Here is a 22,938-nt window from a genome sequence, read left to right on the forward strand (position 1 = left end):
TCGCCGGCCCGGCGGACACATGGGGGAGGGCTCGTTGGTCGGCGCCGGTGGCTTGCGCGGCGCGCGCCTGGTGCGTGCGGTCTTCGCGCTGAAACGTGGCTGGTACCGGCTCCGCTACCGAGGGCTCACCCTGGGTCGGGACGTGGAGATCCGCGGGCGGATCCGCCTGCGCCGCGGGGTGCGGGTGAGCATCGGCGACCGTACGCGCCTCAACAAGCTGGTCCGCTTCGCCGGGCCCGGTGAGGTGCGGGTGGGCGCGGACTGCCTGTTGAACGCCACCTGGATCGGCACCTGGACCTCGGTCACCGTGGGCGACCGGTGCCTGCTGTCGGACTGCGAGCTGCTGGACAACGACTTCCACAACCTGCCTCCCGGCCAGCGGCACGATCCGCCGACGCCGGCCACCCGAGCCCCGATCGTCGTCGAGGAGAACGTCTGGATCGGGGCACACGCGCTGGTGCTCAAGGGGGTGCGGATCGGCCGCGACTCCGTGGTCGGCGCCGCCACCGTGGTGCGCACCGACGTGCCGCCCGGCGTCGTGGTCGTCGGCAATCCACAACAGACGGTGAAGAAGTTCAATGACTGACGCAACGCCCAGCTCCTGGCCCGCCGCCGACGCCGCCTCCCGCGACGGCTCGGGCCGCACCGTCACCCTGACCGACCTGCTCCGCGTACCGCTGCACCGGGTGCGGCTGGTCGGCGGGGCGGCCGCGTTCGGCCTGGTCGTCGCGCTCGGCTACCTGGTGCTGGTGCCCTCGCAGGTGACCGCCAGCGCGGTCGTGGCGGTCCGGCCGGTGGTCACCGACGCGTTCACCCCGAGTGGCGCGGCGGCCGACCGCGCGGTGAACATGAACGTCGAGAGCGGCATCGCCACGGGCACCGAGGTGGTGCAGCGGCTCGCCGACTCCGTGGGCGGCGACCCGCGCGACATCCGGGACGCGCTGGAGGTGGAGGTCCCCACGGGCGGGCAGATCCTCCGCTTCGTCTACCAGTCGTCGGACGCGGAACGCGCGGTGCAGACCGTCAACCTGGCCGCCGAGGCGTACCTCGACGTGCGGCGTGCCATGTACGAGCGGCAGCGCACCGAGATGCTGCGCTCCTACGACGAGAGCATCGCCAAGGTCGTCGAGCAGCAGACCGCCGCGCAGCGCCGCGCGAACACCGCGCGCGGCACGGGTGCCGCCGACGCCGCCGTGGCCGAACTCGCCGGGATCAACAACCAGCTGACCCAGCTCAACGCCGCCCGTACCGAGATCGCGGCGGTGGACGTCAACCCCGGCTGGGTCACCCAGACCGCCGAGCGGGCGCTGGTCTCCTCCGCCGGGCACCGGCCCCTCTTCGCGGTCGCCGGGCTGCTGGGCGGGCTGCTCGTCGGCGTGGTGCTCGCGTACGTCTGGGAGTCGGTGGACCGGCGGATCCGTTCGGTCGCGGACGCCCGCGACGCCACCGGCCTGCCGATGCTCGGCACCGTCCGGCGGCAGCGGTTCCACGGCCGGCGACGCCCGGTCGACGCCGACGTGCGGTACGTGGCGATGGCCATCGCCGAGCGGGTCCGACAGCCGGCCCGGGTCGCCCTGCTGACCGCCCGGGAGGACCCCACGGCGCTCACCGCCGGGCTGGCGGTGGCGCTGGCCGCCGACGGGCGGGAGGTGTTCGTGGCCGACGACAACGGCCGGGTCGAGCAGCTGCGCACCGCGGTGCTCGCCGACCGGGGGCGGCTTCCGGCGGTGACCGAGCAGAGCAGGCCGATCGTGCCGAAGCCCCGCCCTGCGGGTACCCCGGTGGCGAGCGGTTCGACGGCGGAGGCCGCGGCGGCCCGCCGCCCGTCACCGCACCCGCCCGCGGCCCGCCCGTCGAGCGACCCCGACGCCACCATCACCCTGCCCCGGGTCTCCTCCGGCCGTACCGAGAAGGGTCGGACGGTCAGCCCCGACGAGGTGACGGTGGGCATCGGCAGCGTCCGCTTCGGCAGCTGGCGGCAGGGCGCCGACCATGGATTGGTGCTCTACAACGCCCCGCCGTCCGAGGCGGACGAGCGCGGCGTGGCGATCGCCCGCCAGGGCACCGCGGTGGTCGTGGTCGAGCGGGACCGCACCCGGCAGAGCGACCTGCGCCGCCTGGTCGAACGACTGCGCGCGGCCGGGGTGAACCCGCTCGGTTTCGTGCTCACCCGCAGCGGCTGGGGCTGACCGTGGGCACCACCCGCGCCCCGGCGACCAGCGAACCCGCCGGGGAGGATCCGCGACCGGTGGGCCCGCTCGACCTCCCGCCGGTACCCCCGCCGCCGCGGCTGCCGCTCTGGCCGCTGACGGTGATGTTCGGCCTGGTGCCGCTCTGGTGGGTGGCCGGCGCGTTCTACCTGGGCTGGCCGCTGCTCGGGGCGCTGCTGCTGGCCCTGCTGCTGACCCGGGGCCGGGTGCCGCTGCCGCCGGCGGCGGGGATCTGGCTGCTCTTCCTGGCCATCGTCGCGGTGAGCGCCACCCAGGTGCAGTCGGCGTCGTCGGTGCTGACCTTCGCGCTGCGGCTGTCGTTCTACGTCACCGCGCTCGTCGCCGGGGTGTACGTCTACGCCGCCGCCCGCGAACGCGCCGACCTGCTGCCCGTGCTCACCCCGTTGGCCATGTTCTGGTTCGGTCTCGTGGTGCTCGGCTGGCTCGCGGTGGTCGCGCCGCGGCTGGCGATGACCACCCCGGTGGAGATGCTCCTGCCGGGCGGGGTGGCCCGCACGCCGTTCATCCAGGACATGGTCCACCTGAGCACCGCGGAGTACAGCGCCCGCTCGCTCAACCCGATCTACCGGCCGGCGGCGCCGTTCGCCTACACCAACAACTACGGCAGCGCGTACGCCATCACGCTGCCCTGCGTGGTCGCCTACACGATGCTGCGCCGCCCCGGCCTGCTGCGGTGGCTGCTGCTCGTGTCGTTGCCGCTGTCGCTGCCGCCCGCGTTCCTCACCCTCAACCGCGCGATGTTCCTGAGCCTCGGTGTCGGTCTGGCCGTGCTCGGCGTCCGGGCCAGCCTGCGGGGCAACGTCCGGGTGGCCGCCTCGCTGGTCGGTGTGGTGGTCATCGGGGCGCTGGCCACCCTGTTCATCCCGATCACCGAGCTGATCAACAGGCGGGTCGAGTCCAGTGACACCAACACCGACCGGCTGTCGCTCTACCTGGAGGTGCTGCGCCGGGTGCGGGACTCGCCCTGGCTCGGGTACGGCGCGCCGGTGAACGTGGACACCGTGTCGGCGGAGGCGCCCATCGGCACGCAGGGGCAGTTCTGGATGGTGCTGTTCAGCCACGGGGTGCCCGCGCTGCTCTGTTTCCTGGCCTGGTTCGTGGCCGCCGCCGTGATCTGCGGCCGGGCCACGTCGGCGCCCGGCCAGTGGCTGGCCGTGGTGCCGGTGGTCTGCCTGGTGCAGATTCCGTTCTACGGCATGGCCAACCAGAACCTCGCCGTCGCGTTCTTCGCGGTCGCCGCCGCCATGGTGCTGACCGCGCGGGAGCGGGGGGCGGGGCCACCGGGCGCGGCGCTGCCCGCTCCCCGTAACGAGGCGGTGCCGGCATGACGGCGGTCGGGATCGACCGGGAGCAGGGTCCGGGTGGTGGCGCGGACGGCGCGGTGGAGGCACGGCGCAGCGCCCGCAGCGGCGCGGCCGGGCTGGTCGGCGCCGCGACGAGCGGCCTGTTCGGCTTCGTCCTGGCCGTGGTGATCACCCGTGGTTACGGCACGGTGGGTTCCGGCGCCTTCTTCGCCGCCATCGGGGTGGTCACCGTCGCCACGGCGATCTGCACGTTGGGCGCGGAGACCGGTCTGATGTGGGCGCTGCCGCGTCGGCGCACCGGGGCGCGCGGGGACGCCGCCCGGGTGCTCCCGGTGGCGCTGATTCCCCCGCTGGCCGTCGCGGTCGTGGTCGCCGCCGTCGGGACGGCCGCCTCCGGCGCGCTCGCGCCCCGGCTGCTGGGCGGGTCCGGCTCCGCCGGTCCGCCCCTGCTGGCGGTGACCTTCGCCGCCGTGCCGGTGGTGGTCGGGATGACGTTGCTGCTGGCCGCGCTGCGCTGCGTACGGCCGATCCGGGCGTACGTCGGCGTGCAGTTCTTCCTCCTCCCGGTCGCCCGCCCGGTGCTCGTGGGCGCCGCCGCCCTGGCCGGCGGCGGCCTGGTGCTCGGCATGAGCGGCTGGCTGGTGCCGGCCGCGGTGGCCCTGCTGGTCTGCCTCGCCCTGGTCGCGGGCCCGCTCGGCCTCGGCCGCGGCGCCACGCTGCGGCCGGAGCGGGCGGACTGGTCGACGTTCTGGCGTTTCGCGTTGCCCCGCGCCGCCTCGGCGGCGATCGACGCGGGCAGCATGTGGGTCGGCGTACTGCTCACGTCGGTGCTCGCCGGGCAGGCCGACGCGGGCGTCTTCGGCGCGGTCGGCCGCTACATCCTGGCCGGTCAGCTCGCCATGCAGGGGCTGCGGGTGGCGGTGTCGCCGCAGCTGTCCCGGCTGCTCGGGCGCGGCGAGCGGGCCGCCGCCGCGGCGGTGCACCGCCAGCTCACCACCTGGGCGCTGGTGCTGTCCTGGCCCGTCTACCTGCTCCTGGCCGTCTTCGGGCCGGCCTTCCTCCAGCTCTTCGGCCCCGAGTTCCACGCCGGCGCGACGGCGATGACGGTGCTCGCCCTGGCCATGCTCGTGAACACGGGTGTGGGCAACGTGCAGAGCCTGCTGCTGATGGGCGGGCGCAGCGGACTGCACCTGACCGCCGCTCTGGCCGGCCTGCTGGTGACCGTGTCGCTGGGGCTGTGGCTGATTCCGGCGCACGGCGCCACGGGCGCCGCGCTCGCCTGGGCGGCGGGGATCGTCACCGAGAACCTCACGGCGGCCGGCTTCGCCCGGGCGGTGGTCGGCCAGCCGCTGGTCGACGCGGCGCTGCTGCGCGCCGCGGCCGCGACGGTCGCCGGGGTGGAGCTCACCGCGCTGGTCGGCCTGCTCGCCGCCGGGCGGGGCATTCCCGGCCTCGCGGTGGCGCTGGCCGTGCTGGCGACCGGTTGCGTCGCCATGTTGACGCTGCCCCGGGTGCGACGACGCATCCGGGTGACCATGGGACAGATCCGTGGGCGGGACGGGGCGCCGGACGCCGCCGTTCCGGCTCCGGCGACGAAGGGCAGGTGAGGCCGTCGTGCCGTCCATCCGTGACCGGGTGAAGCAGCTCGTGCCGACCCAGGTGACCAACCGGGTGAGGGAGTCCCTGGTCGACTACGGGGTGCGGACCAGCGACCGCCGGCCGCTGCCCGACTTCCTCATCATCGGCACCAAGCGGGGCGGCACCACCTCGCTGTGGAACTACCTGATCCAGCACCCGCTGGTGCCGCGCCTCTTCCCGGCGTGGAACACGAAGGCCTCGCACTACTTCGAGGAGCACTGGCGCCGGGGGGAGGCCTGGTACCGCTCGCACTTCCCGACGCAGCGGCAGCGGGCGGCCCTGGAGAGCCGGCACGGCGGGCCGGTACGCGTGGGCGAGGCCGCCCCGCTGTACATGTTCCACCCGCTCGCCGCGCAGCGGGTCGCCGCGCTCATGCCGTCGGTGCGGCTGATCGTGCTGCTCCGCGATCCGGTGGAGCGGGCGTACTCGCACTGGAAGGAGCGGCGCACGCACGACATCGAGCCGCTGGACTTCCCCGACGCGCTCGCCGCCGAGGAGGAGCGGACGGCGGGGGAGCGGGAGCGGCTGATCGCCGAGCCGGAGTACCACAGCGAGCGCTACGACTGGTACAGCTACCGGGCGCGGGGGCGCTACCTGGAGCACCTGGAGCCCTGGCTGGAGCGCTTCGACCGGGACCAGTTCCTCTTCCTGCCGAGCGAGGACCTCTACCGGGACGCCCGGGGGACCTACCGGCGGACCCTGGACTTCCTCGGGCTGCCCCCGTTCGAGCTGCCGAACTTCAAGGTCTACAACGACCGGCGCTCCTCGCCGTTGGACCCGGCGGTGCGGGCGGAGCTCACGGCGTACTACCGGCCGTACAACGACGCGCTGCGGCAGCGGCTCGGCCTGCGCCTCGACTGGTCGGACGGCTCGGCGTGACGGCCCCGGTCACCGCCGCGGACGATCCCCGGTCGCGCACGGACGGGCTGGGGTGGGTGACCCGGGCGGTCTTCGGGGACGAGCGGGTCGCCCTGACCGTCGGCGGCGCGGCGCCGGCCGGCCATCGCGTGACGGCCCGCTACGCGGTCGTCCCGTCGGTCTCCCGGGCCCGGTTCCTGCTGCCGCTCGGCGCGCCCCGCGCCACCGCGGCGGCGCTGCTGGCGTACAACGCGCTGCGGCCGCCGCGGGTGCGCGCGGTACGGGCCGCGCTCGGCGGGCTGTCGCGGGTCGGCGCGGCGGGGCCCGCCTTCCCCACCCTCACCGTCTCGGTGCCGGCCGGCGCCGCCGCGGGCGAGCTGCTGCTGGCCGAGCGGCTCGCCGAGGCGCTGGGTGGCGGGCCGCTGCACGCCGGGTGCGGCGTACGCCCGCCGGACCCGAACCACAAGCCCACCCTCCAGCTGTTCACCGCCGACGGACGCCCCCGGGGATACGCGAAGATCGGCTGGAACGGCGCGACCCGGGCGCTGGTGACCGCCGAGGCGGCCGCGCTGCGCGAGCTGGCCCGGCTGGCCGGGGTGCCCGACCATCCGGCGACGCCCCGGCTGCTCGCCGAGGTCGAGTGGGCCGGGCAGGTGGTGGCGGTGGTGGAGCCGTTGCCGCCCCGGGTACGCGGGGTGCCGGTCACCGAGTCGCCGCGGATCGGCGCGCTGCTCGCGGTGGCCCGGCGGGGCCGGCCGGCGGCGGCGCCGCGGCCGCTCGCCGGCTCGTCGTTCCTCGCCCGGCTGGCCGCCGAGGCGGAGCGGGCGGCGGCCACCGAGCCGGCGGGCCGGCGGGCGGTCGACGCCGTCGCCGCGCTGGGCCGGCGGCACGGCGGCACGGAGCTGGAGTTCGGGCACTGGCACGGCGACTGGGTTCCGTGGAACCTGGGCCGGCACGCCGGCGAGCTGGTCGCGTGGGACTGGGAGCATAGTGGACCGGACGTGCCGCTCGGCTTCGACCTGGCGCACGACGCGTTCCAGCGGGCCCTGGTGCTGCGCGGCGAGCCGGCCTCGGTCGCCGCGCGGGCGGTCGACGCGCAGCTCGGTCGGTACGGTGACCTGCTCGGCCTGGGGCCGGCGCAGCGCCGGGCGGTGGCGGAGGCCTACCTGCTGGAGATGTGGCTGCGTACGTGGCGGCTGGCCGACGCCGGGGCGGGCTGGAACGAGGCGCTGCATCCGGCTCTGCTGGACGTCGTCGAGAAACGACATAGCTCCTGATCCGGGCGTGCCGCCGCGCCGACGGGCGTTGACCGTCGGCGCAGAGTGACGAAAGAATTGCTGGTCGTGATGGCGGTCGATGGATCGCCGATCGTCCGGCGAGTCCCACGGCCCAGTCGGAAGATCGACTGATCATCCGGTCGCCCTATTCACCATCCGGGCGGCGTGTGGTCTGCTTCTGCGTGGCGCCGACCGAAATTCCAAGCGAACTTGTGGGGAGTCGCGTGGACGCGAACATCGAGGACGGAGGGCCTCCGGTCCTGCTGCTGGTCGGATCCAGCGGCGGGCACCTGGCCCAACTGCTGGCACTGCGGCCCTGGTACGAGAACCGCCGCCGGTGCTGGGTCACCTTCGACACGCCCGAGGCCGTGTCGCTGCTCGCCGGTGAGGAGCTGGTGCCGGCGCACCACCCGACCACCCGCAACATCCCCAACCTGCTGCGCAACACGCTGCTCGCCTGGCGCGTGCTGCGCCGCCGTCGGGTCGCCGCGGTCGTCACGACCGGCGCGGGGGTCGCCGTGCCGTTCGTGGTGCTGGCCCGGCTGCGCCGCGTACCGACCGTCTACATCGAGGTCTACGACCGCATCGACACCCCGACCCTCACCGCCCGGCTCTGCCGGCCGTTCCTCTCCGCCATGCTCGTGCAGTGGGACGAGCAGCGGCGGCAGTACCCGGAGGCGACCGTCGTGGGGACGCTGCTGTGAGCGGGGACGCGAGCACCGGCACGGCGCCGGCGCACCGACCCGACGCGAGCGCGGCCGCCGCGCCGACGCACCGCCCCGAGCCGAGCGGCGCACCGGCGCACCGGCCGGCCGGGGCTCGGCCGGCGCCGCACCCGGCAGACCGGGCCGCGAACCGGCCGGAGCCGACGTGGGTGCCCCGGCAACGGGACCGCGCCGAGGCCGCCCGGCTCCAGCTGCTCGTCGCCGTCGGCACCGACAAGCACCCGTTCGACCGCCTGCTGAGCTGGCTGGAGGAGTGGCACGTGGAGGCCGCCGGCCGCGTCGGCGTGACCGTCCAGCACGGCCACACCCGCGCTCCCGGCGTGCCCGGCGCGGTGCCGTTCCTCGGCCACGACGCGCTCCAGGCCGCCATGGCCGGCGCCGACCTGGTGGTCTGTCACGGCGGCCCGGCGACGATCCTGGAGGCCCGCCGCCACGGCCACCTGCCGATCGTGGTCCCCCGGGACCCGGCCCGCGGCGAGCACGTCGACGACCACCAGCAGCTCTTCGCCCGCCGGCTCGGCGCGGCCGGCATGATCGCGCTCTGCGAGTCGCGTGAGGAGCTGCGGGAGGCGCTCAACAGTGGGCTGGCCGACCCGACCCGGTTCGCGGTCGCCGCCGACGCCGAGGCGCACGACGCGCAGCGGGCCGCCGTGGCCCGGGTGGGGCAGATCGTGGACGAGTTGGTCGCGGCGGCATCCCGCCGGCGGCCCTGGTGGCGGGCGTGGGGCCGGCCGAAGCGTGACGAGGAGCGTGACCGGTGAGCCCTGTCCCCACGGTGAGCGTGGTGGTGCCCACCCGCGACCGGCCGGAGCTGCTGCGCGCCGCGGTGCGGGCCGCCCTCGCCCAGGAGCACCCCGGCGTCATCGAGGTCGTCGTGGTCTACGACCAGTCCGAGCCGGACCGGTCGCTGACCGAGCTGTCCGGACCCGACCGGCTGGTCCGGGTGATCCGCAACGAGCGCACGCCGGGGCTGGCCGGAGCGCGGAACACCGGCACCCTGGCCGCCGAGGGGGAGCTGATCGCCTTCTGCGACGACGACGACGAGTGGTTGCCCGGCAAGCTCGCCGCCCAGGTCGCGGCGCTCGCCGCCACGCCGGACGCCGAGTTCGCGAGCTGCGGCATCCGGGTGAGCTACGACGGGCACACCGTCGACCGGGTCCTCGACAAGGAGCGCGTGACCCTCGCCGACCTGCTGCGCGACCGGATGACCGAGCTGCACCCGTCCACGTTCCTGATCCGGGCCGCCGCGCTCCGCGACGGGTTCGGGCTGGTCGACGAGGAGATCCCGGGCAGCTACGCGGAGGACTACGAGTTCCTGCTCCGGGCCGCCCGCAGCGCGCCGCTGGTCAACCTGCGCACGCCGTACGTGCTGGTCCGCTGGCACAAGCGGTCCTACTTCGCGCAGCGCTGGGACACCATCTCCGCGGCGTTGCAGTGGCTCCTGGAGCGCTATCCGGAGTTCACCGGCCAGCCGGCCGGCGAGGCGCGGGTGACCGGGCAGATCGCCTTCGCCCGGGCCGCCTCCGGCGACCGGCGCGGCGCGGTGCGGTGGGCCCGCCGCACGCTGCGCAGCAACCCCCGCGAGCCGCGGGCCTACCTGGCGCTCGCGGTGGCCGGCCGGGTCGTCCGCGCCGACGCGGTGCTGCGCACGCTGCACAAGCGGGGCCGGGGGATCTGAGCCGGCCGGCCGGGGCGGCACCGGCCGCTCCGGCCGGGTGCCGGACGTCGCCGTCCGCAGGGCGGGACGGGCCGGGCACCGCACCGCAGCGCGCACCCGGCGTGACAGACTTGCCGCTGTGTTGCGCTGGCTGACCGCAGGTGAATCGCACGGACCCGCCCTCGTCGCGCTGCTGGAGGGGGTGCCCGCCGGGGTGGAGGTGACCACCGGCGAGATCTCCGCCGAGCTGGCTCGTCGTCGGCTCGGCTACGGCCGGGGCGCCCGGATGTCGTTCGAGCAGGACGAGGTGGAGATCATCGGCGGCCTGCGCCACGGCGTCACGATCGGCAGCCCCGTCGCGGTCCGGGTGGGCAACTCGGAGTGGCCCAAGTGGCGCACCGTCATGGCGGCCGACCCGGTCGACCCGGCGGAGCTGGAGGGGCAGGCCCGCAACGCGCCCCTCACCCGTCCCCGTCCCGGCCACGCCGACCTCGCCGGCATGCAGAAGTACGGGCACACCGACGCCCGCCCGATCCTGGAGCGGGCCAGCGCCCGGGAGACCGCCGCCCGCGTCGCGGTGGGCACCGTCGCGAAGGCGCTGGTGAAGCAGACCCTCGGCATCGAGATCGTCTCGCACGTGGTGGAACTGGGCCCGGTCGCGGCCAAGCCCGGCCTGCGTCCGCGCCCCGAGGACGCGCAGCGGATCGACGCCGACCCGCTGCGCTGCCTCGACCCGGAGGCCAGCGCCCGGATGGTCGCCGAGGTCGACGCCGCGCGGAAGGCCGCCGACACCCTGGGTGGCGTGGTCGAGGTGCTGGCGTACGGAGTGCCGCCGGGGCTGGGTAGCCACGTCCAGTGGGACCGCAAGCTGGACGCCCGCCTCGCCACCGCCCTGATGTCCATCCAGGCGATCAAGGGCGTGGAAATCGGCGACGGCTGGCAGCAGGCCCGCTCCCGGGGCTCGGTGGCGCACGACGAGATCATTCCCTCCGCCACCGGCGTACGACGGGTCACCGACCGGGCCGGCGGCCTGGAGGGTGGCATCACGACCGGCGAACCGCTGCGGGTCAGGGCCGCCATGAAGCCGATCTCCTCGCTGAACCGGGCCCTGGCCACCGTGGACGTCACCACCGGCGAGCCGGCCACCGCGATCAACCAGCGCTCGGACGTCTGCGCGGTGCCCGCCGCGGCGGTGGTGGCCGAGGCCATGGTCGCCCTGGTGCTGGCCGAGGCGACCATGGAGAAGTTCGGCGGTGACTCCGTCGCCGAGATCCGCCGCAACCTCGCCGGCTACCTCGACGCGCTGGTGATCCGGTGAGCGCGCCCGACGCCCGACCGACCCGGCCGGTCTGCGTGCTGGTCGGCGCGCCGGGCTCGGGCAAGACCACCGTGGGCCGGGCCCTCGCCGACGCGCTCGGCGTCGAGTTCCGCGACACCGACCTGGACATCGAGCGGATGGCCGGCAAGCCCATCCCGGAGATCTTCATCGACGAGGGTGAGGCCCACTTCCGTACGCTCGAACGCGCCGCCGTGGCCGCCGCGCTCGCCGGCTGCGCGGGTGTGCTCGCCCTCGGCGGCGGCGCGGTGCTCGCCGAGGAGACGCGCGCGGCCCTGGTCGGGCACACCGTGGTGCACCTGTCGGTCGAGCTGACCGACGCGGTGAAGCGGGTGGGCCTGGGCGCCGGCCGCCCGCTGCTGGCCATCAACCCCCGCGCCACGCTCAAGCACCTGATGGACCAGCGGCGCCCCCTCTACGCCGAGGTGGCCACGGCGACGGTGGTCACCGACGGCCGTGCCCCGGAGGAGATCGCCGCCGAGATCGTCGCCCTGCTCAAGGGCTGACCGACCGTTGACCGGCCCGTTGACCCGACCCACCTGGTGGACGTCGCCGCCCGTGGCGCGTCGGCTGGACTAGGCTGCCGGCGATGGACGAGGTGACCCGGATCCCGGTCGGCGGCGAGCGGCCGTACGACGTGCTGGTGGGACGCGACCTGCTCGACTCGCCGCCGCGGCTGCTGCCCGGCGCCACCCGGGTGGCGCTGCTGCACACGCCCGCGCTCAAGGCGCTGACCGACGCCCTCGCGGAGCGGCTGCGTGCCGCCGGCGTCCGGCCGCTGCTCATCGAGGTGCCCGACGCCGAGGCGGGCAAGCGGATCGAGGTGGCCGCCGCCTGCTGGGACCGGCTGGGGGAGGCCGGGTTCACCCGCGACGACGCGGTGGTCGGGGTCGGCGGGGGTGCCGTCACGGACCTGGCCGGCTTCGTGGCGGCCTGCTTGCTGCGCGGCGTGCGCTGGGTGCCGGTGGCGACCTCGCTGCTCGGCATGGTGGACGCCGCGGTGGGTGGCAAGACCGGCATCAACACCGCGGCGGGCAAGAACCTGGTCGGGGCGTTCCACCCGCCCGCCGGGGTGGTCTGCGACCTGTCCACCCTGGACAGCCTGCCGCCAGCCGAGCTGGCCGCCGGGATGGCCGAGGTGGTCAAGTGCGGCTTCATCGCCGACCCGGAGATTCTGGAGCTGGTAGAGCGGGACCCGACGGCCGCGGTCGACCCGGCGGGCGCGGTGGCCCGGGAGCTGATCGAGCGGGCGATCCGCGTCAAGGCCGACGTGGTCTCCGGCGATCTGCGCGAGTCCGGGGTGCGCGAGGTGCTCAACTACGGCCACACCCTGGCGCACGCCATCGAGAAGGTGGAGGGCTACCGCTGGCGGCACGGGCACGCGGTCGCCGTCGGCCTGGTCTACGCGGGCACGCTGGCCCGGCTGGCCGGCCGGCTCGACGAGGCCACCGCCCGCCGCCACCGCACCGCCGTGGCCGCGCTGGGCCTGCCCACGGGGTACCGGGCCGAGGCGTGGCCGGAGCTGCTCGCCACGATGCGGGTGGACAAGAAGGCCCGCGGGGACAAGCTGCGTTTCGTGATCCTGGACGGGCTGGCCCGGCCCGCGATCCTGGAGGGGCCCGACGACGCGCTGCTGCACGCCGCCTACCGCGAGGTGGCGCGGTGAAGGTGTACGTGCTGAACGGGCCGAACCTGGGCCGCCTCGGCACCCGCGAGCCGGACGTCTACGGCGCCACCACCTACGCGGACCTGGTGGCGCTGTGCGAGTCGACCGGCCGGGAACTCGGCCTCGACGTGACCGTGCGGCAGACCGACGCCGAGCACGAGATGCTCGGCTGGCTGCACGCCGCCGCCGACGAGGGCGCCGCCGTGGTGCTGAACCCGGCCGCCTGGTCGCACTACTCGATCGCCGTCCGGGACGCCTGCGCCATGCTGCGCGGGCCGCTGGTCGAGGTGCACATCTCCAACGTCCACGCCCGCGAGGCGTTCCGGCACCACTCGGTGGTCACCGCCGTGGCGACCGGCGTGATCGCCGGGCTCGGCGTCGACGGCTACCGCCTGGCGCTGCACCACCTCGCGACCCTCCCCGCCGCCCGCTGACCGGCCACCGGGCCACCCCCCTGCCGCCCGTCACCGAACGTGATCGGGGCGGTGTTCACCCTCGGTGCTCCGCCGCGCCGGCCCGGCCATCCCCTCCGCGTGCCTCTGCTCTGCCGCCTCATCTGCACCACCATCCTGAGCTGCCGATTCCGTGCGGACCGCGTGCGGAATTGATCGACTTGCCCCCGCGGAGAGTGATCGGTGCAGATCGGGGTGCAGGGCAAAGTGGGCGGCGAGGTGTCGTCGGGGGAGGCTGGGGCGATACGGAACGTGACGGTGGTCACGGTCCGGCCGACGGGTGGCGGGGGCCGACCGGTGGGTGGGTCCACGGGCTCGTCGCGCGCCCCCCGGGCGGCGGAGGGGCGGTAAAGCGAGGTCGTGGGCCCGGCCCTGCCGACGAGGGCCGGGTGGACGCAGAGCGGACCGCCGGCGGACTAGTAGACTTTCCAGGTCTGTCCGCCAATTGATGATCAAGGCAGGAAATGGCCACCACCAACGACCTGAAGAACGGCCTGGTACTCAACCTCGACGGGGAACTCTGGTCCGTTGTCGAGTTCCAGCACGTCAAGCCCGGTAAGGGTGGTGCGTTCGTGCGTACCACGCTGAAGAACGTGCTCTCCGGCAAGGTGGTCGACAAGACCTTCAACGCGGGCACCAAGGTCGAGACCGCGACCGTCGACAAGCGCACGATGCAGTACCTCTACGCCGACGGCGAGGACTACGTCTTCATGGACCTGGAGACGTACGACCAGATCACCGTTCCCGGCGGCACCGTCGGCGAGGCGGCCAACTACCTCCTGCCCGAGGCCGAGGCGATCGTCGCCACCCACGAGAGCGTCCCGCTCTACGTCGAGCTGCCGACCAGCGTCGTGCTCGAGGTCACGTACACCGAGCCGGGTCTGCAGGGCGACCGCTCCACCGGTGGCAACAAGCCGGCCACGGTCGAGACCGGGGCCACCGTCCAGGTGCCGCTGTTCATCACCACCGGTGAGAAGATCAAGGTCGACACCCGGGACGGCCGTTACCTCGGCCGCGCCTGATGGCCGAGGGACCCAAGCAGCAGATGCCCGCGCGCCGCAAGGCGCGCAAGCGGGCGCTCGACGTGCTCTTCGAGGCCGACCTGCGCAACCGCCCCCCGGTGGAGGTGCTGGCCGGCTACCTGGAGCGGATCGAGCGGCCCCACCCGGAGCACCTGGGCTACGCGGTGGGCCTGGTCGAGGGGGTCGGCGCCCACCTCGACCGGATCGACGAGCTGATCGCCAGCTACGCCGAGGGCTGGACGCTGGACCGGATGCCCACGGTCGACCGCAACCTGGCCCGGATCGCCGTCTACGAACTCCTCTACGTCGACGAGATCGACGACGCGGTGGCGATCAGCGAGGCGGTCGAACTGGCCCGGCAGATGTCGACCGACGACTCCCCGCGCTTCCTCAACGGGGTGCTCGGCCGGATCGCCGAGTACGCCACCCGCTGACCGGCGGCCGCCGCACCGAGACGACGGCGAAGGGCCCGTGCCGTACGGCACGGGCCCTTCGTGGTGCAGGCTCCTCAGGAGGCGAAGAACGCGCGCGGGTCGGCGACCAGCACACCGTGCTCGGTGAGCCGCTCGATCAGACCGGACGGCGAGGCGTCGTACACGATGGCGAGGGCGCGCAGGTCGTCGGCGCGGATCGACAGCACCCGGCCGTTGTAGTCGCCGCGCTGCTGCTGGATGGCCCGCGCGTAGCGGGCGACGTACGCGAGGTCCTCGGAGGCCTCGTCGTAGAGGCGCTCCAGGTCCAGCACGATCTTGCTGGTGGGCTCGTGACGTACCCCACTGCCGTCGGGCAGCAGCTCCGAGACCGGAACGCGGTAGAAGTCGGCCAGCTCGGCCAGGCGGGACACCGTGACGGCGCGGTCGCCACGCTCGTACGAGCCGACCACCACGGCCTTCCACCGCCCGTTCGACTTCTCCTCCACCCCCTGCAGGGAGAGCCCCTGCTGCTGGCGGATCGAGCGCAGGCGGGCGCCCAGAGACTTGGCGTATTCAGAGGGCATTCGGACACTCCCAGTGCTGCGGGGGTTCTCCCAGCTATTCGCTACGGAGCGTGACGGTACGCAGATTGCGACACCTGGTCAAGTGTTCGTGACCTTACCGTTGGGGAGCACCGGGGGAGTTATCCCCATTTCGTCGCGCTGATCCGGTGGTCAGCGGGCCGCGGCGGCCGACCCGGTGACCACTGGTAACGTGGCGTGAAGCCTCCCCGTGGGTCGTCCTTCGACCGGCGGCGGAGGTGTCCGACGTCCTTTAACGACCCGTCCCGTGAGGCGGGGAAGGAGGTCCGCCGTGGCCTGCCCACCGGCTGCCCAGTCGCCACCCGCGCGGCAACCCTCGGTGAAGGTGATCCTCGCCAGCGCCGACCTGCAGCGCGTGGTCGATCGCATCGCCCACCAGATCCTGGAGAAGACCCAGGGCGCCGCCGACACGGTCCTGCTCGGCATCCCCACCCGGGGTGCCCCGCTGGCCCGGCGGCTCGCGGCCCGGATCGGTGCCTTCGAGGACGTGACCGTCCCGGTTGGTGTGCTCGACATCACTCTCTACCGCGACGATCTGCGCCGGCACGCCACCCGCGCGATCGGGCCCACCCAGCTGCCGCCCGGCGGCATCGACGGCAAGCGCGTCATCCTCGTCGACGACGTGCTCTTCTCCGGCCGGACCGTCCGGGCCGCCCTCGACGCGCTCGGCGACCTCGGCCGCCCCGCCTCCGTGCAGCTCGCAGTCCTCGTCGACCGGGGCCACCGCGAACTGCCCATCCGGGCCGACTACGTCGGCAAGAACATCCCGACCTCGCTGACCGAGAGCGTGAAGGTGACGCTCGCCGAGATCGACGGCGCGGACGGGGTCAAGCTCTACGGGGGTGCGGCGTGAGCGCACGAACGCAGGCCGCGGGCGGCACGGCCCCGAACGAGGGGCCGGCGGAGCCCACCATGATCCGCCACCTGCTCTCCGGCGCCGACCTGGACGCCGCCACCGCCACCCGGATCCTGGACACCGCCGCCGAGATGGCCGCGGTCGCCGGGCGCGAGGTGAAGAAGCTGCCGGCGCTGCGCGGGCGGACGGTGGTGAACCTCTTCTACGAGGACTCGACCCGGACCCGGATCTCCTTCGAGGCCGCGGCGAAGCGGCTCAGCGCCGACGTGATCAACTTCTCGGCGAAGGGGTCCAGCGTCGCCAAGGGCGAGAGCCTGAAGGACACCGCGCTGACCCTCCAGGCGATGGGCGCCGACGCGGTGGTGGTCCGCCACCCCGCCTCCGGCGCCGCGCACCGCCTGGCCGAGTGGGTGGACGGGTCGGTGGTCAACGCCGGCGACGGCACCCACGAGCACCCCACGCAGGCGCTGCTCGACGCGTACACGATGCGCTCCCGGCTGGGGCGGCTCGCCGGCCTGTCCGTCGCGGTCGTCGGCGACGTGCTGCACAGCCGGGTGGCCCGCTCCAACGTGCTGCTGCTCTCCACCCTCGGCGCGAAGGTGACCCTCGTCGGGCCGCCCACCCTGATCCCGGTCGACATCGCGGCCGCGCTCGCGCCCGACACCACCGTCTGCTACGACCTCGACGCGGTGCTGCCCACCTCGGACGTGGTCATGATGCTGCGGGTGCAGCGGGAGCGGATGACCGACTCCTACTTCCCCTCCGCCCGCGAGTACGCCCGCCGCTACGGGCTGGACGGGCCGCGGATGCGCCGGCTGCCGGAGCACGCGATCGTCATGCACCCCGGCCCGATGAACAGGGGTATGGAGATCACGCCCGAGGTCGCCGACTCGCCCCGCTCCACCATCGTCGAACAGGTCGCCAACGGTGTCTCCGTGCGGATGGCCGTCCTCTACCTGCTGCTCGGGGGGAACAACGCATGACCGCTTACCTCATCAAGGGGGTCAGCCTGCTCGGCGCCGCGCCGACCGACCTGCTGCTCCGCGACGGGGTGGTCGCCGAGACCGGCACCGACCTCGCCGCCGTCGACGCCACCGTGCTCGACGCCGCCGGGCTCGTCGCCCTGCCCGGCCTCGTCGACCTGCACACCCACCTGCGCGAGCCGGGGCGGGAGGACGCCGAGACCGTCGAGTCCGGCTCCCGGGCGGCGGCACTGGGCGGGTACACGGCCGTCTGCGCGATGGCGAACACCTCCCCCGTGGCGGACACGGCCGGCGTGGTCGAGCAGGTCTGGCGGCTCGGCCGGGAGGCCGGGCTGGTCGACGTGCAGCCGATCGGCGCGGTCACCGTGGGGCTGGCCGGGGAGCGCCTGGCCGAGCTGGGCGCGATGGCCGACTCCGCGGCCCGGGTGCGGATCTTCTCCGACGACGGGCACTGCGTGGCCGACCCGCGGCTGATGCGGCGGGCGCTGGAGTACGTCAAGGCGTTCGACGGGATCATCGCGCAGCACGCCGAGGAGCCCCGGCTCACCGAGGGCGCCCAGATGCACGAGGGCGAGGTCTCCACCCGCCTCGGGCTGACCGGCTGGCCGGCGGTGGCCGAAGAGGCGATCATCGCCCGGGACGTGCTGCTCGCCGAGCACGTCGGCAGCCGCCTGCACGTCTGCCACGTCTCCACCGCCGGCAGCGTCGAGGTGCTGCGCCAGGCCAAGGCCCGTGGCGTGCGGGTCACCGCCGAGGTGACCCCGCACCACCTGTTGCTGACCGACGCCCGCGCCGAGACGTACGACCCGGTGTACAAGGTCAACCCGCCGCTGCGTACCGACGAGGACGTCGCCGCGCTGCGCGCCGCGTTGGCCGACGGAGTGATCGACATCATCGCCACCGACCACGCCCCGCACGCCGTGGAGGACAAGGAGTGCGAGTGGGCGTACGCCCGACCGGGCATGCTCGGTCTGGAGACGGCGCTGTCGATCGCGATCGACGTGCTCGGCCCCCGCTGGGACCTGATCGCCGAGCGGATGTCCCGCACCCCGGCCCGCATCGCCGGGCTGGAGTCCCACGGCCTCGACCCGGCACCCGGCGTGCCGGCCAACCTCACCCTGGTCGACCCGGCGGCCCGCCGCGTCGTCGAGCCCGGGGAGCTGGCGAGTCTGAGCCGCAACACCCCGTACGCCGGCATGACGCTGCCGGGTCGCGTCGTGGCGACCTTCCTGCGCGGCGTGCCGACGGTCCTGGACGGAAAGGCAGTTCGGTGAGTGCGAGGAGCGCAGCGGAGCGGAGTCCCGCGGTCACGAACGGAAGGCGAGTGCAGTGAGCAGCAAGCGCAGGCCCGCGATCCTCGTGCTCGAGGACGGGCGGACGTTCCAGGGCGAGGCGTACGGCAGCGTCGGGGAGACGTTCGGCGAGGCGGTCTTCAACACCGGCATGACCGGCTACCAGGAGACCCTGACCGACCCGTCGTACCACCGGCAGGTGGTGGTGCAGACCGCGCCGCACATCGGCAACACGGGCGTCAACGGTGAGGACGACGAGTCGTCGCGGATCTGGGTCGCCGGGTATGTGGTGCGTGACCCGGCCCGGATCGGCTCCAACTGGCGCGCGACCGGCGGCCTCGAGGACCGGCTGGCCGCCGAGGGCGTGGTCGGCATCAGCGGGGTGGACACCCGGGCGCTGACCCGGCACCTGCGCGAGCGGGGCGCGATGCGCGTCGGGATCTCCAGCGTCGAGGACGACCCGCGGGCCCTGCTGGCCCGGGTGCGGCAGGCGCCGGAGATGGTCGGCGCGGACCTCTCCGCCGAGGTGACCACCGCCGAGCCGTACGTGGTGCCCGCGCAGGGCACGCACCGCTTCACGGTCGCCGCGCTGGACCTGGGCATCAAGCGCAACGTGCCGCGCCGGCTCGCCGCGCGCGGGGTCACCACGCACGTGCTGCCCGCCTCGTCCACCATCGACGACCTGCTCGCCACCGGCGCCGACGCGGTCTTCTTCTCACCCGGCCCGGGCGACCCGGCGACCGCCGACGGGCCGGTCACCCTGGCCCGGGAGGTGCTGAGCCGGCGGATCCCGCTGTTCGGCATCTGCTTCGGCAGCCAGATCCTCGGCCGGGCCCTCGGTTTCGGCACCTACAAGCTCGGCTACGGCCACCGCGGCATCAACCAGCCGGTGCTCGACCGGGCCACCGGCAAGGTCGAGGTGACGAGCCACAACCACGGCTTCGCGGTGCAGGTGCCCGGCGCCGGGGTGGGGGCGGTCGTCCCGAACCAGGTGATCGACACCGAGTTCGGCGGCGTCGAGGTGTCCCACGTCTGCCTCAACGACAACGTGGTCGAGGGGCTGCGGGCCAAGGACGTGCCCGCGTTCACGGTGCAGTACCACCCGGAGGCGGCGGCCGGCCCGCACGACGCGGACTACCTCTTCGACCGCTTCGCCGAGTTGATCGAGGGCCGTGGCCTCGACCGGAACCACAGCGAAGGCGGAAAGTAATGCCGAAGCGGAGCGACCTCAAGCACATCCTGGTCATCGGCTCCGGCCCGATCGTGATCGGGCAGGCCTGCGAGTTCGACTACTCCGGCACCCAGGCGTGCCGGGTGCTGCGCAGCGAGGGGATCCGGGTCAGCCTGGTCAACTCCAACCCGGCCACCATCATGACCGACCCGGAGTTCGCCGACGCCACGTACGTCGAGCCGATCACGCCGGAGTTCGTCGAGCTGGTCATCGCCAAGGAGCGGCCGGACGCGGTGCTGCCGACCCTCGGCGGGCAGACCGCGTTGAACACCGCGGTCGCGCTGCACGAGTCGGGCGTGCTGGAGAAGTACGGCGTCGAGCTGATCGGCGCGAACATCGACGCGATCCGGCGCGGCGAGGACCGGCAGCTGTTCAAGGACATCGTGGCGAAGGCCGGCGCCCGCCTCGGCGTGGCGGACCCGTCGTCGCTGGTGCCGCGCTCCCGGGTCTGCCACTCCATGGCGGAGGTCGAGGAGACCGTCGCCGAGCTGGGCCTGCCGGTGGTGATCCGGCCGTCGTTCACGATGGGCGGTCTGGGCTCCGGCATGGCGCACACCCCGGAGGACCTGGAGCGCATCGCGGGCGACGGCCTGGCGGCCAGCCCGGTGCACGAGGTGCTCATCGAGGAGAGCGTGCTCGGCTGGAAGGAGTACGAGCTCGAACTGATGCGCGACCGCCACGACAACGTGGTGGTGGTCTGCTCGATCGAGAACCTCGACCCGATGGGTGTGCACACCGGTGACAGCGTCACCGTGGCGCCCGCCATGACGCTGACCGACCGGGAGTACCAGCAGCTGCGCGACCTGGGCATCGCGGTGCTGCGTGAGGTCGGGGTGGACACCGGCGGCTGCAACATCCAGTTCGCGGTGAACCCGGCCGACGGCCGGATCGTGGTCATCGAGATGAACCCGCGGGTCTCCCGCTCGTCGGCGCTGGCGTCGAAGGCGACCGGCTTCCCGATCGCGAAGATCGCGGCGAAGCTGGCCATCGGTTACACGCTCGACGAGATCCCGAACGACATCACGCTGAAGACGCCGGCGGCGTTCGAGCCGACGCTGGACTACGTGGTCGTGAAGATCCCGCGGTTCGCCTTCGAGAAGTTCCCCGGCGCGGACGCGGAGCTGACCACCACCATGAAGTCGGTGGGTGAGGCCATGAGCCTCGGGCGGAACTTCACCGAGGCGCTGAACAAGGCGATGCGCTCGATGGAGACCGCGGCGGCCGGTTTCTGGACCAGGCCGGACCCGGAGGGCGCCACGAAGGAGAACACCCTCGCGGCGCTGCGTACGCCGCACGACGGGCGGCTCTACACCGTGGAGCGGGCGCTGCGCCTCGGCGCCTCGATCGGGGAGGTCGCCGCCGCGTCCGGCGGGATCGACCCGTGGTTCCTCGACCAGATCGCGAGCCTGGTGGAGCTGCGCGAGGAGATCGTCGCCGCGCCGGTGCTCGACGCCGACCTGCTGCGCCGGGCGAAGCGGGCGGGGCTGTCCGACCGGCAGCTGGCCGCGCTGCGCCCGGAGCTGGCCGCCGAGGACGGCGTACGGACGCTGCGGCACCGGCTCGGCATCCGGCCGGTGTACAAGACGGTGGACACCTGCGCGGCCGAGTTCCAGGCGACCACGCCGTACCACTACTCGTCGTACGACTCGGAGACCGAGGTCGTCGGGTCGGCCCGGCCGAAGGTGTTGATCCTCGGCTCCGGGCCCAACCGCATCGGCCAGGGCATCGAGTTCGACTACTCCTGCGTGCACGCCGTCCAGGCGTTGCGGGCCGCCCCGGCCGGCGGCGCCGGCACCGGCGGCTACGAGACCGTCATGGTCAACTGCAACCCGGAGACGGTCTCCACCGACTACGACACCGCCGACCGGCTCTACTTCGAGCCGCTGACCTTCGAGGACGTGCTGGAGGTCTGGCACGCCGAGGACACCTCCGGCAGGGCGGCCGGGGGGCCGGGTGTGGTCGGGGTGATCGTGCAGCTCGGCGGTCAGACCCCACTGGGGCTGGCGCAGCGACTCAAGGACGCCGGTGTGCCGGTGGTCGGCACCTCCCCGGAGTCGATCAACCTCGCCGAGGAGCGGGGCGCGTTCGGTGCCCTGCTGGCCCGCGCCGGGCTGCGCGCGCCGGCGTACGGGCTGGCCACCTCGTACGAGGAGGCGAAGGCGATCGCCGACGAGATCGGCTACCCGGTGCTGGTGCGTCCGTCCTACGTGCTGGGCGGGCGGGGCATGGAGATCGTCTACGACGACGCCACCCTGCGCGACTACATCGGACGGGCCACCGACATCTCGCCGAACCACCCGGTGCTGGTCGACCGGTTCCTCGACGACGCCATCGAGATCGACGTGGACGCGCTCTGCGACGCCGACGGCGAGGTCTACCTCGGCGGTGTGATGGAGCACATCGAGGAGGCGGGTATCCACTCCGGTGACTCGTCCTGCGCCCTGCCGCCGATCACGCTGGCCGGCTCCCACCTGGCCCAGGTCCGCCGCTACACCGAGGCGATCGCCCGGGGCATCGGCGTGCGTGGCCTGCTCAACGTGCAGTACGCGCTGAAGGACGACGTGCTGTACGTGCTGGAGGCGAACCCGCGCGCGTCGCGGACCGTGCCGTTCGTCTCGAAGGCGACCGCGGTGCCGCTGGCCAAGGCGGCGGCCCGGATCGCGCTCGGCGCCACCGTCGCCGAGCTGCGTGCCGAGGGGCTGCTCCCGGCGACCGGGGACGGCGGCACGATGCCGGCGGACGCGCCGATCGCGGTGAAGGAGGCGGTGCTGCCGTTCAAGCGCTTCCGCACCCCGGCCGGCAAGGGGATCGACTCGCTGCTCGGCCCGGAGATGAAGTCCACCGGCGAGGTGATGGGCATCGACACGAACTTCGGGCACGCCTTCGCCAAGTCGCAGTCGGCCGCGTACGGCTCGCTGCCGACCGGCGGGCGGATCTTCGTCTCGGTCGCCAACCGGGACAAGCGGGGGATGATCTTCCCGATCAAGCGCCTCGCCGACCTGGGCTTCGAGATCGTCGCCACGACCGGCACCGCCGAGGTGCTGCGCCGGCACGGCATCGCCTGCGAGCAGATCCGCAAGCACTACGAGGCCGGCGAGGGCGAGGACGCCGTCTCGATGATCCTCGGCGGCGACGTGGCCCTGGTGGTCAACACCCCGCAGGGCTCCGGTGCGAGCGCCCGCTCCGACGGCTACGAGATCCGCAGCGCGGCGGTCACCGCGGACATCCCGTGCATCACCACGGTGCCGGGCGCGGCGGCGGCGGTGATGGGCATCGAGGCCCGCATCCGCGGCGACATGCGCGTGCGTCCCCTCCAGGAGCTGCACGCCGCCCTGCGGGCCGCCCAGTGACCCGCCGGGTCGGCCCGGGCTTCGCCCACGCGTCGATCTCGCGGC

General features: G+C 74.0%; 21 protein-coding genes. 20 read left to right on the plus strand and 1 reads right to left on the minus strand.

Going from position 1 to position 22,938, the window contains the following annotated elements:
- The first annotated feature begins 19 nt into the window (after positions 1 to 19).
- The 15 genes from SM573_RS26645 to nusB all read left to right on the plus strand — a co-directional run bounded on the left by SM573_RS26645 (position 20) and on the right by nusB (position 14,600).
- Positions 20 to 586 carry an acyltransferase gene (locus SM573_RS26645; RefSeq protein WP_474614800.1) on the plus strand — a complete coding sequence of 189 codons (567 nt, stop codon included), beginning with the start codon at positions 20 to 22 and terminating at the stop codon, positions 584 to 586.
- The gene (locus SM573_RS26650) at positions 579 to 2,189 is read left to right on the plus strand and encodes a P-loop NTPase family protein (RefSeq protein WP_474614801.1); all 1,611 of its coding nucleotides are present in this window, start codon (positions 579 to 581) and stop codon (positions 2,187 to 2,189) included. The genes SM573_RS26645 and SM573_RS26650 overlap by 8 nt, the downstream gene beginning before the upstream one ends.
- Before the next feature lie 2 nt (positions 2,190 to 2,191).
- Complete coding sequence (locus SM573_RS26655; RefSeq protein WP_474614802.1) at positions 2,192 to 3,559, plus strand: O-antigen ligase family protein; 1,368 nt, start codon at positions 2,192 to 2,194, stop codon at positions 3,557 to 3,559.
- Entirely contained in the window at positions 3,556 to 5,142 is a 1,587-nt protein-coding gene (locus SM573_RS26660; RefSeq protein ID WP_474614803.1) for a lipopolysaccharide biosynthesis protein, read from the plus strand. The genes SM573_RS26655 and SM573_RS26660 overlap by 4 nt, the downstream gene beginning before the upstream one ends.
- Before the next feature lie 7 nt (positions 5,143 to 5,149).
- Positions 5,150 to 6,052 carry a sulfotransferase domain-containing protein gene (locus SM573_RS26665; protein ID WP_474614804.1) on the plus strand — a complete coding sequence of 301 codons (903 nt, stop codon included), beginning with the start codon at positions 5,150 to 5,152 and terminating at the stop codon, positions 6,050 to 6,052.
- Positions 6,049 to 7,308, plus strand: a complete 1,260-nt coding sequence (locus SM573_RS26670) for a hypothetical protein (RefSeq protein WP_474614805.1) — start codon at positions 6,049 to 6,051, stop codon at positions 7,306 to 7,308. Before SM573_RS26665 ends, SM573_RS26670 begins: the two co-directional genes overlap by 4 nt.
- Before the next feature lie 224 nt (positions 7,309 to 7,532).
- Positions 7,533 to 8,012, plus strand: coding sequence for a UDP-N-acetylglucosamine--LPS N-acetylglucosamine transferase (locus tag SM573_RS26675; RefSeq protein ID WP_474614806.1), 480 nt, complete (start codon positions 7,533 to 7,535; stop codon positions 8,010 to 8,012).
- Positions 8,013 to 8,182: 170 nt separating this feature from the next.
- Positions 8,183 to 8,794 (plus strand): glycosyltransferase, encoded by a 612-nt coding sequence (locus tag SM573_RS26680; protein ID WP_474614862.1) that lies wholly within the window; start codon positions 8,183 to 8,185, stop codon positions 8,792 to 8,794.
- A complete protein-coding gene (locus SM573_RS26685; protein WP_474614807.1) occupies positions 8,791 to 9,711 on the plus strand; it encodes a glycosyltransferase family 2 protein in 921 nt (306 codons plus the stop codon). Before SM573_RS26680 ends, SM573_RS26685 begins: the two co-directional genes overlap by 4 nt.
- 118 nt (positions 9,712 to 9,829) lie before the next feature.
- Positions 9,830 to 11,008: a chorismate synthase gene (gene aroC, locus SM573_RS26690; RefSeq protein WP_474614808.1), complete on the plus strand. Its 1,179-nt coding sequence runs from the start codon at positions 9,830 to 9,832 to the stop codon at positions 11,006 to 11,008.
- Complete coding sequence (locus SM573_RS26695) at positions 11,005 to 11,532, plus strand: shikimate kinase (RefSeq protein WP_474614809.1); 528 nt, start codon at positions 11,005 to 11,007, stop codon at positions 11,530 to 11,532. The genes aroC and SM573_RS26695 overlap by 4 nt, the downstream gene beginning before the upstream one ends.
- Before the next feature lie 83 nt (positions 11,533 to 11,615).
- A complete protein-coding gene (gene aroB / locus SM573_RS26700; protein ID WP_474617324.1) occupies positions 11,616 to 12,692 on the plus strand; it encodes a 3-dehydroquinate synthase in 1,077 nt (358 codons plus the stop codon).
- Positions 12,689 to 13,126 carry a type II 3-dehydroquinate dehydratase gene (gene aroQ, locus SM573_RS26705; RefSeq protein ID WP_474614811.1) on the plus strand — a complete coding sequence of 146 codons (438 nt, stop codon included), beginning with the start codon at positions 12,689 to 12,691 and terminating at the stop codon, positions 13,124 to 13,126. The genes aroB and aroQ overlap by 4 nt, the downstream gene beginning before the upstream one ends.
- A gap of 482 nt (positions 13,127 to 13,608) precedes the next feature.
- The gene (efp, locus tag SM573_RS26710; RefSeq protein WP_474614812.1) at positions 13,609 to 14,166 is read left to right on the plus strand and encodes an elongation factor P; all 558 of its coding nucleotides are present in this window, start codon (positions 13,609 to 13,611) and stop codon (positions 14,164 to 14,166) included.
- 23 nt (positions 14,167 to 14,189) lie between these two features.
- Positions 14,190 to 14,600: a transcription antitermination factor NusB gene (nusB, locus tag SM573_RS26715; RefSeq protein ID WP_474614863.1), complete on the plus strand. Its 411-nt coding sequence runs from the start codon at positions 14,190 to 14,192 to the stop codon at positions 14,598 to 14,600.
- Positions 14,601 to 14,674: 74 nt separating this feature from the next.
- Here nusB and bldD read toward each other — a convergent pair whose 3' ends face one another.
- Complete coding sequence (bldD, locus tag SM573_RS26720) at positions 14,675 to 15,163, minus strand: transcriptional regulator BldD (RefSeq protein WP_013285505.1); 489 nt, start codon at positions 15,161 to 15,163, stop codon at positions 14,675 to 14,677.
- Between the two features lie 289 nt (positions 15,164 to 15,452).
- Here bldD and pyrR point away from each other — a divergent pair, with 289 nt between their 5' ends.
- The 5 genes from pyrR to carB are packed head-to-tail and all read left to right on the plus strand — an operon-like array spanning position 15,453 to position 22,893.
- Complete coding sequence (gene pyrR, locus SM573_RS26725; protein WP_474614813.1) at positions 15,453 to 16,034, plus strand: bifunctional pyr operon transcriptional regulator/uracil phosphoribosyltransferase PyrR; 582 nt, start codon at positions 15,453 to 15,455, stop codon at positions 16,032 to 16,034.
- A 59-nt stretch (positions 16,035 to 16,093) separates the two neighbouring features.
- Positions 16,094 to 17,020, plus strand: a complete 927-nt coding sequence (locus tag SM573_RS26730) for an aspartate carbamoyltransferase catalytic subunit (RefSeq protein ID WP_474614864.1) — start codon at positions 16,094 to 16,096, stop codon at positions 17,018 to 17,020.
- Positions 17,017 to 18,294: a dihydroorotase gene (locus tag SM573_RS26735; protein WP_474614814.1), complete on the plus strand. Its 1,278-nt coding sequence runs from the start codon at positions 17,017 to 17,019 to the stop codon at positions 18,292 to 18,294. Before SM573_RS26730 ends, SM573_RS26735 begins: the two co-directional genes overlap by 4 nt.
- Before the next feature lie 55 nt (positions 18,295 to 18,349).
- Positions 18,350 to 19,522 (plus strand): glutamine-hydrolyzing carbamoyl-phosphate synthase small subunit, encoded by a 1,173-nt coding sequence (gene carA / locus SM573_RS26740; RefSeq protein WP_474614815.1) that lies wholly within the window; start codon positions 18,350 to 18,352, stop codon positions 19,520 to 19,522.
- A complete protein-coding gene (carB, locus tag SM573_RS26745; protein WP_474617325.1) occupies positions 19,522 to 22,893 on the plus strand; it encodes a carbamoyl-phosphate synthase large subunit in 3,372 nt (1,123 codons plus the stop codon). The genes carA and carB overlap by 1 nt, the downstream gene beginning before the upstream one ends.
- Positions 22,894 to 22,938: the final 45 nt, after the last annotated feature.

This window comes from Micromonospora xinjiangensis (genome assembly GCF_056150165.1).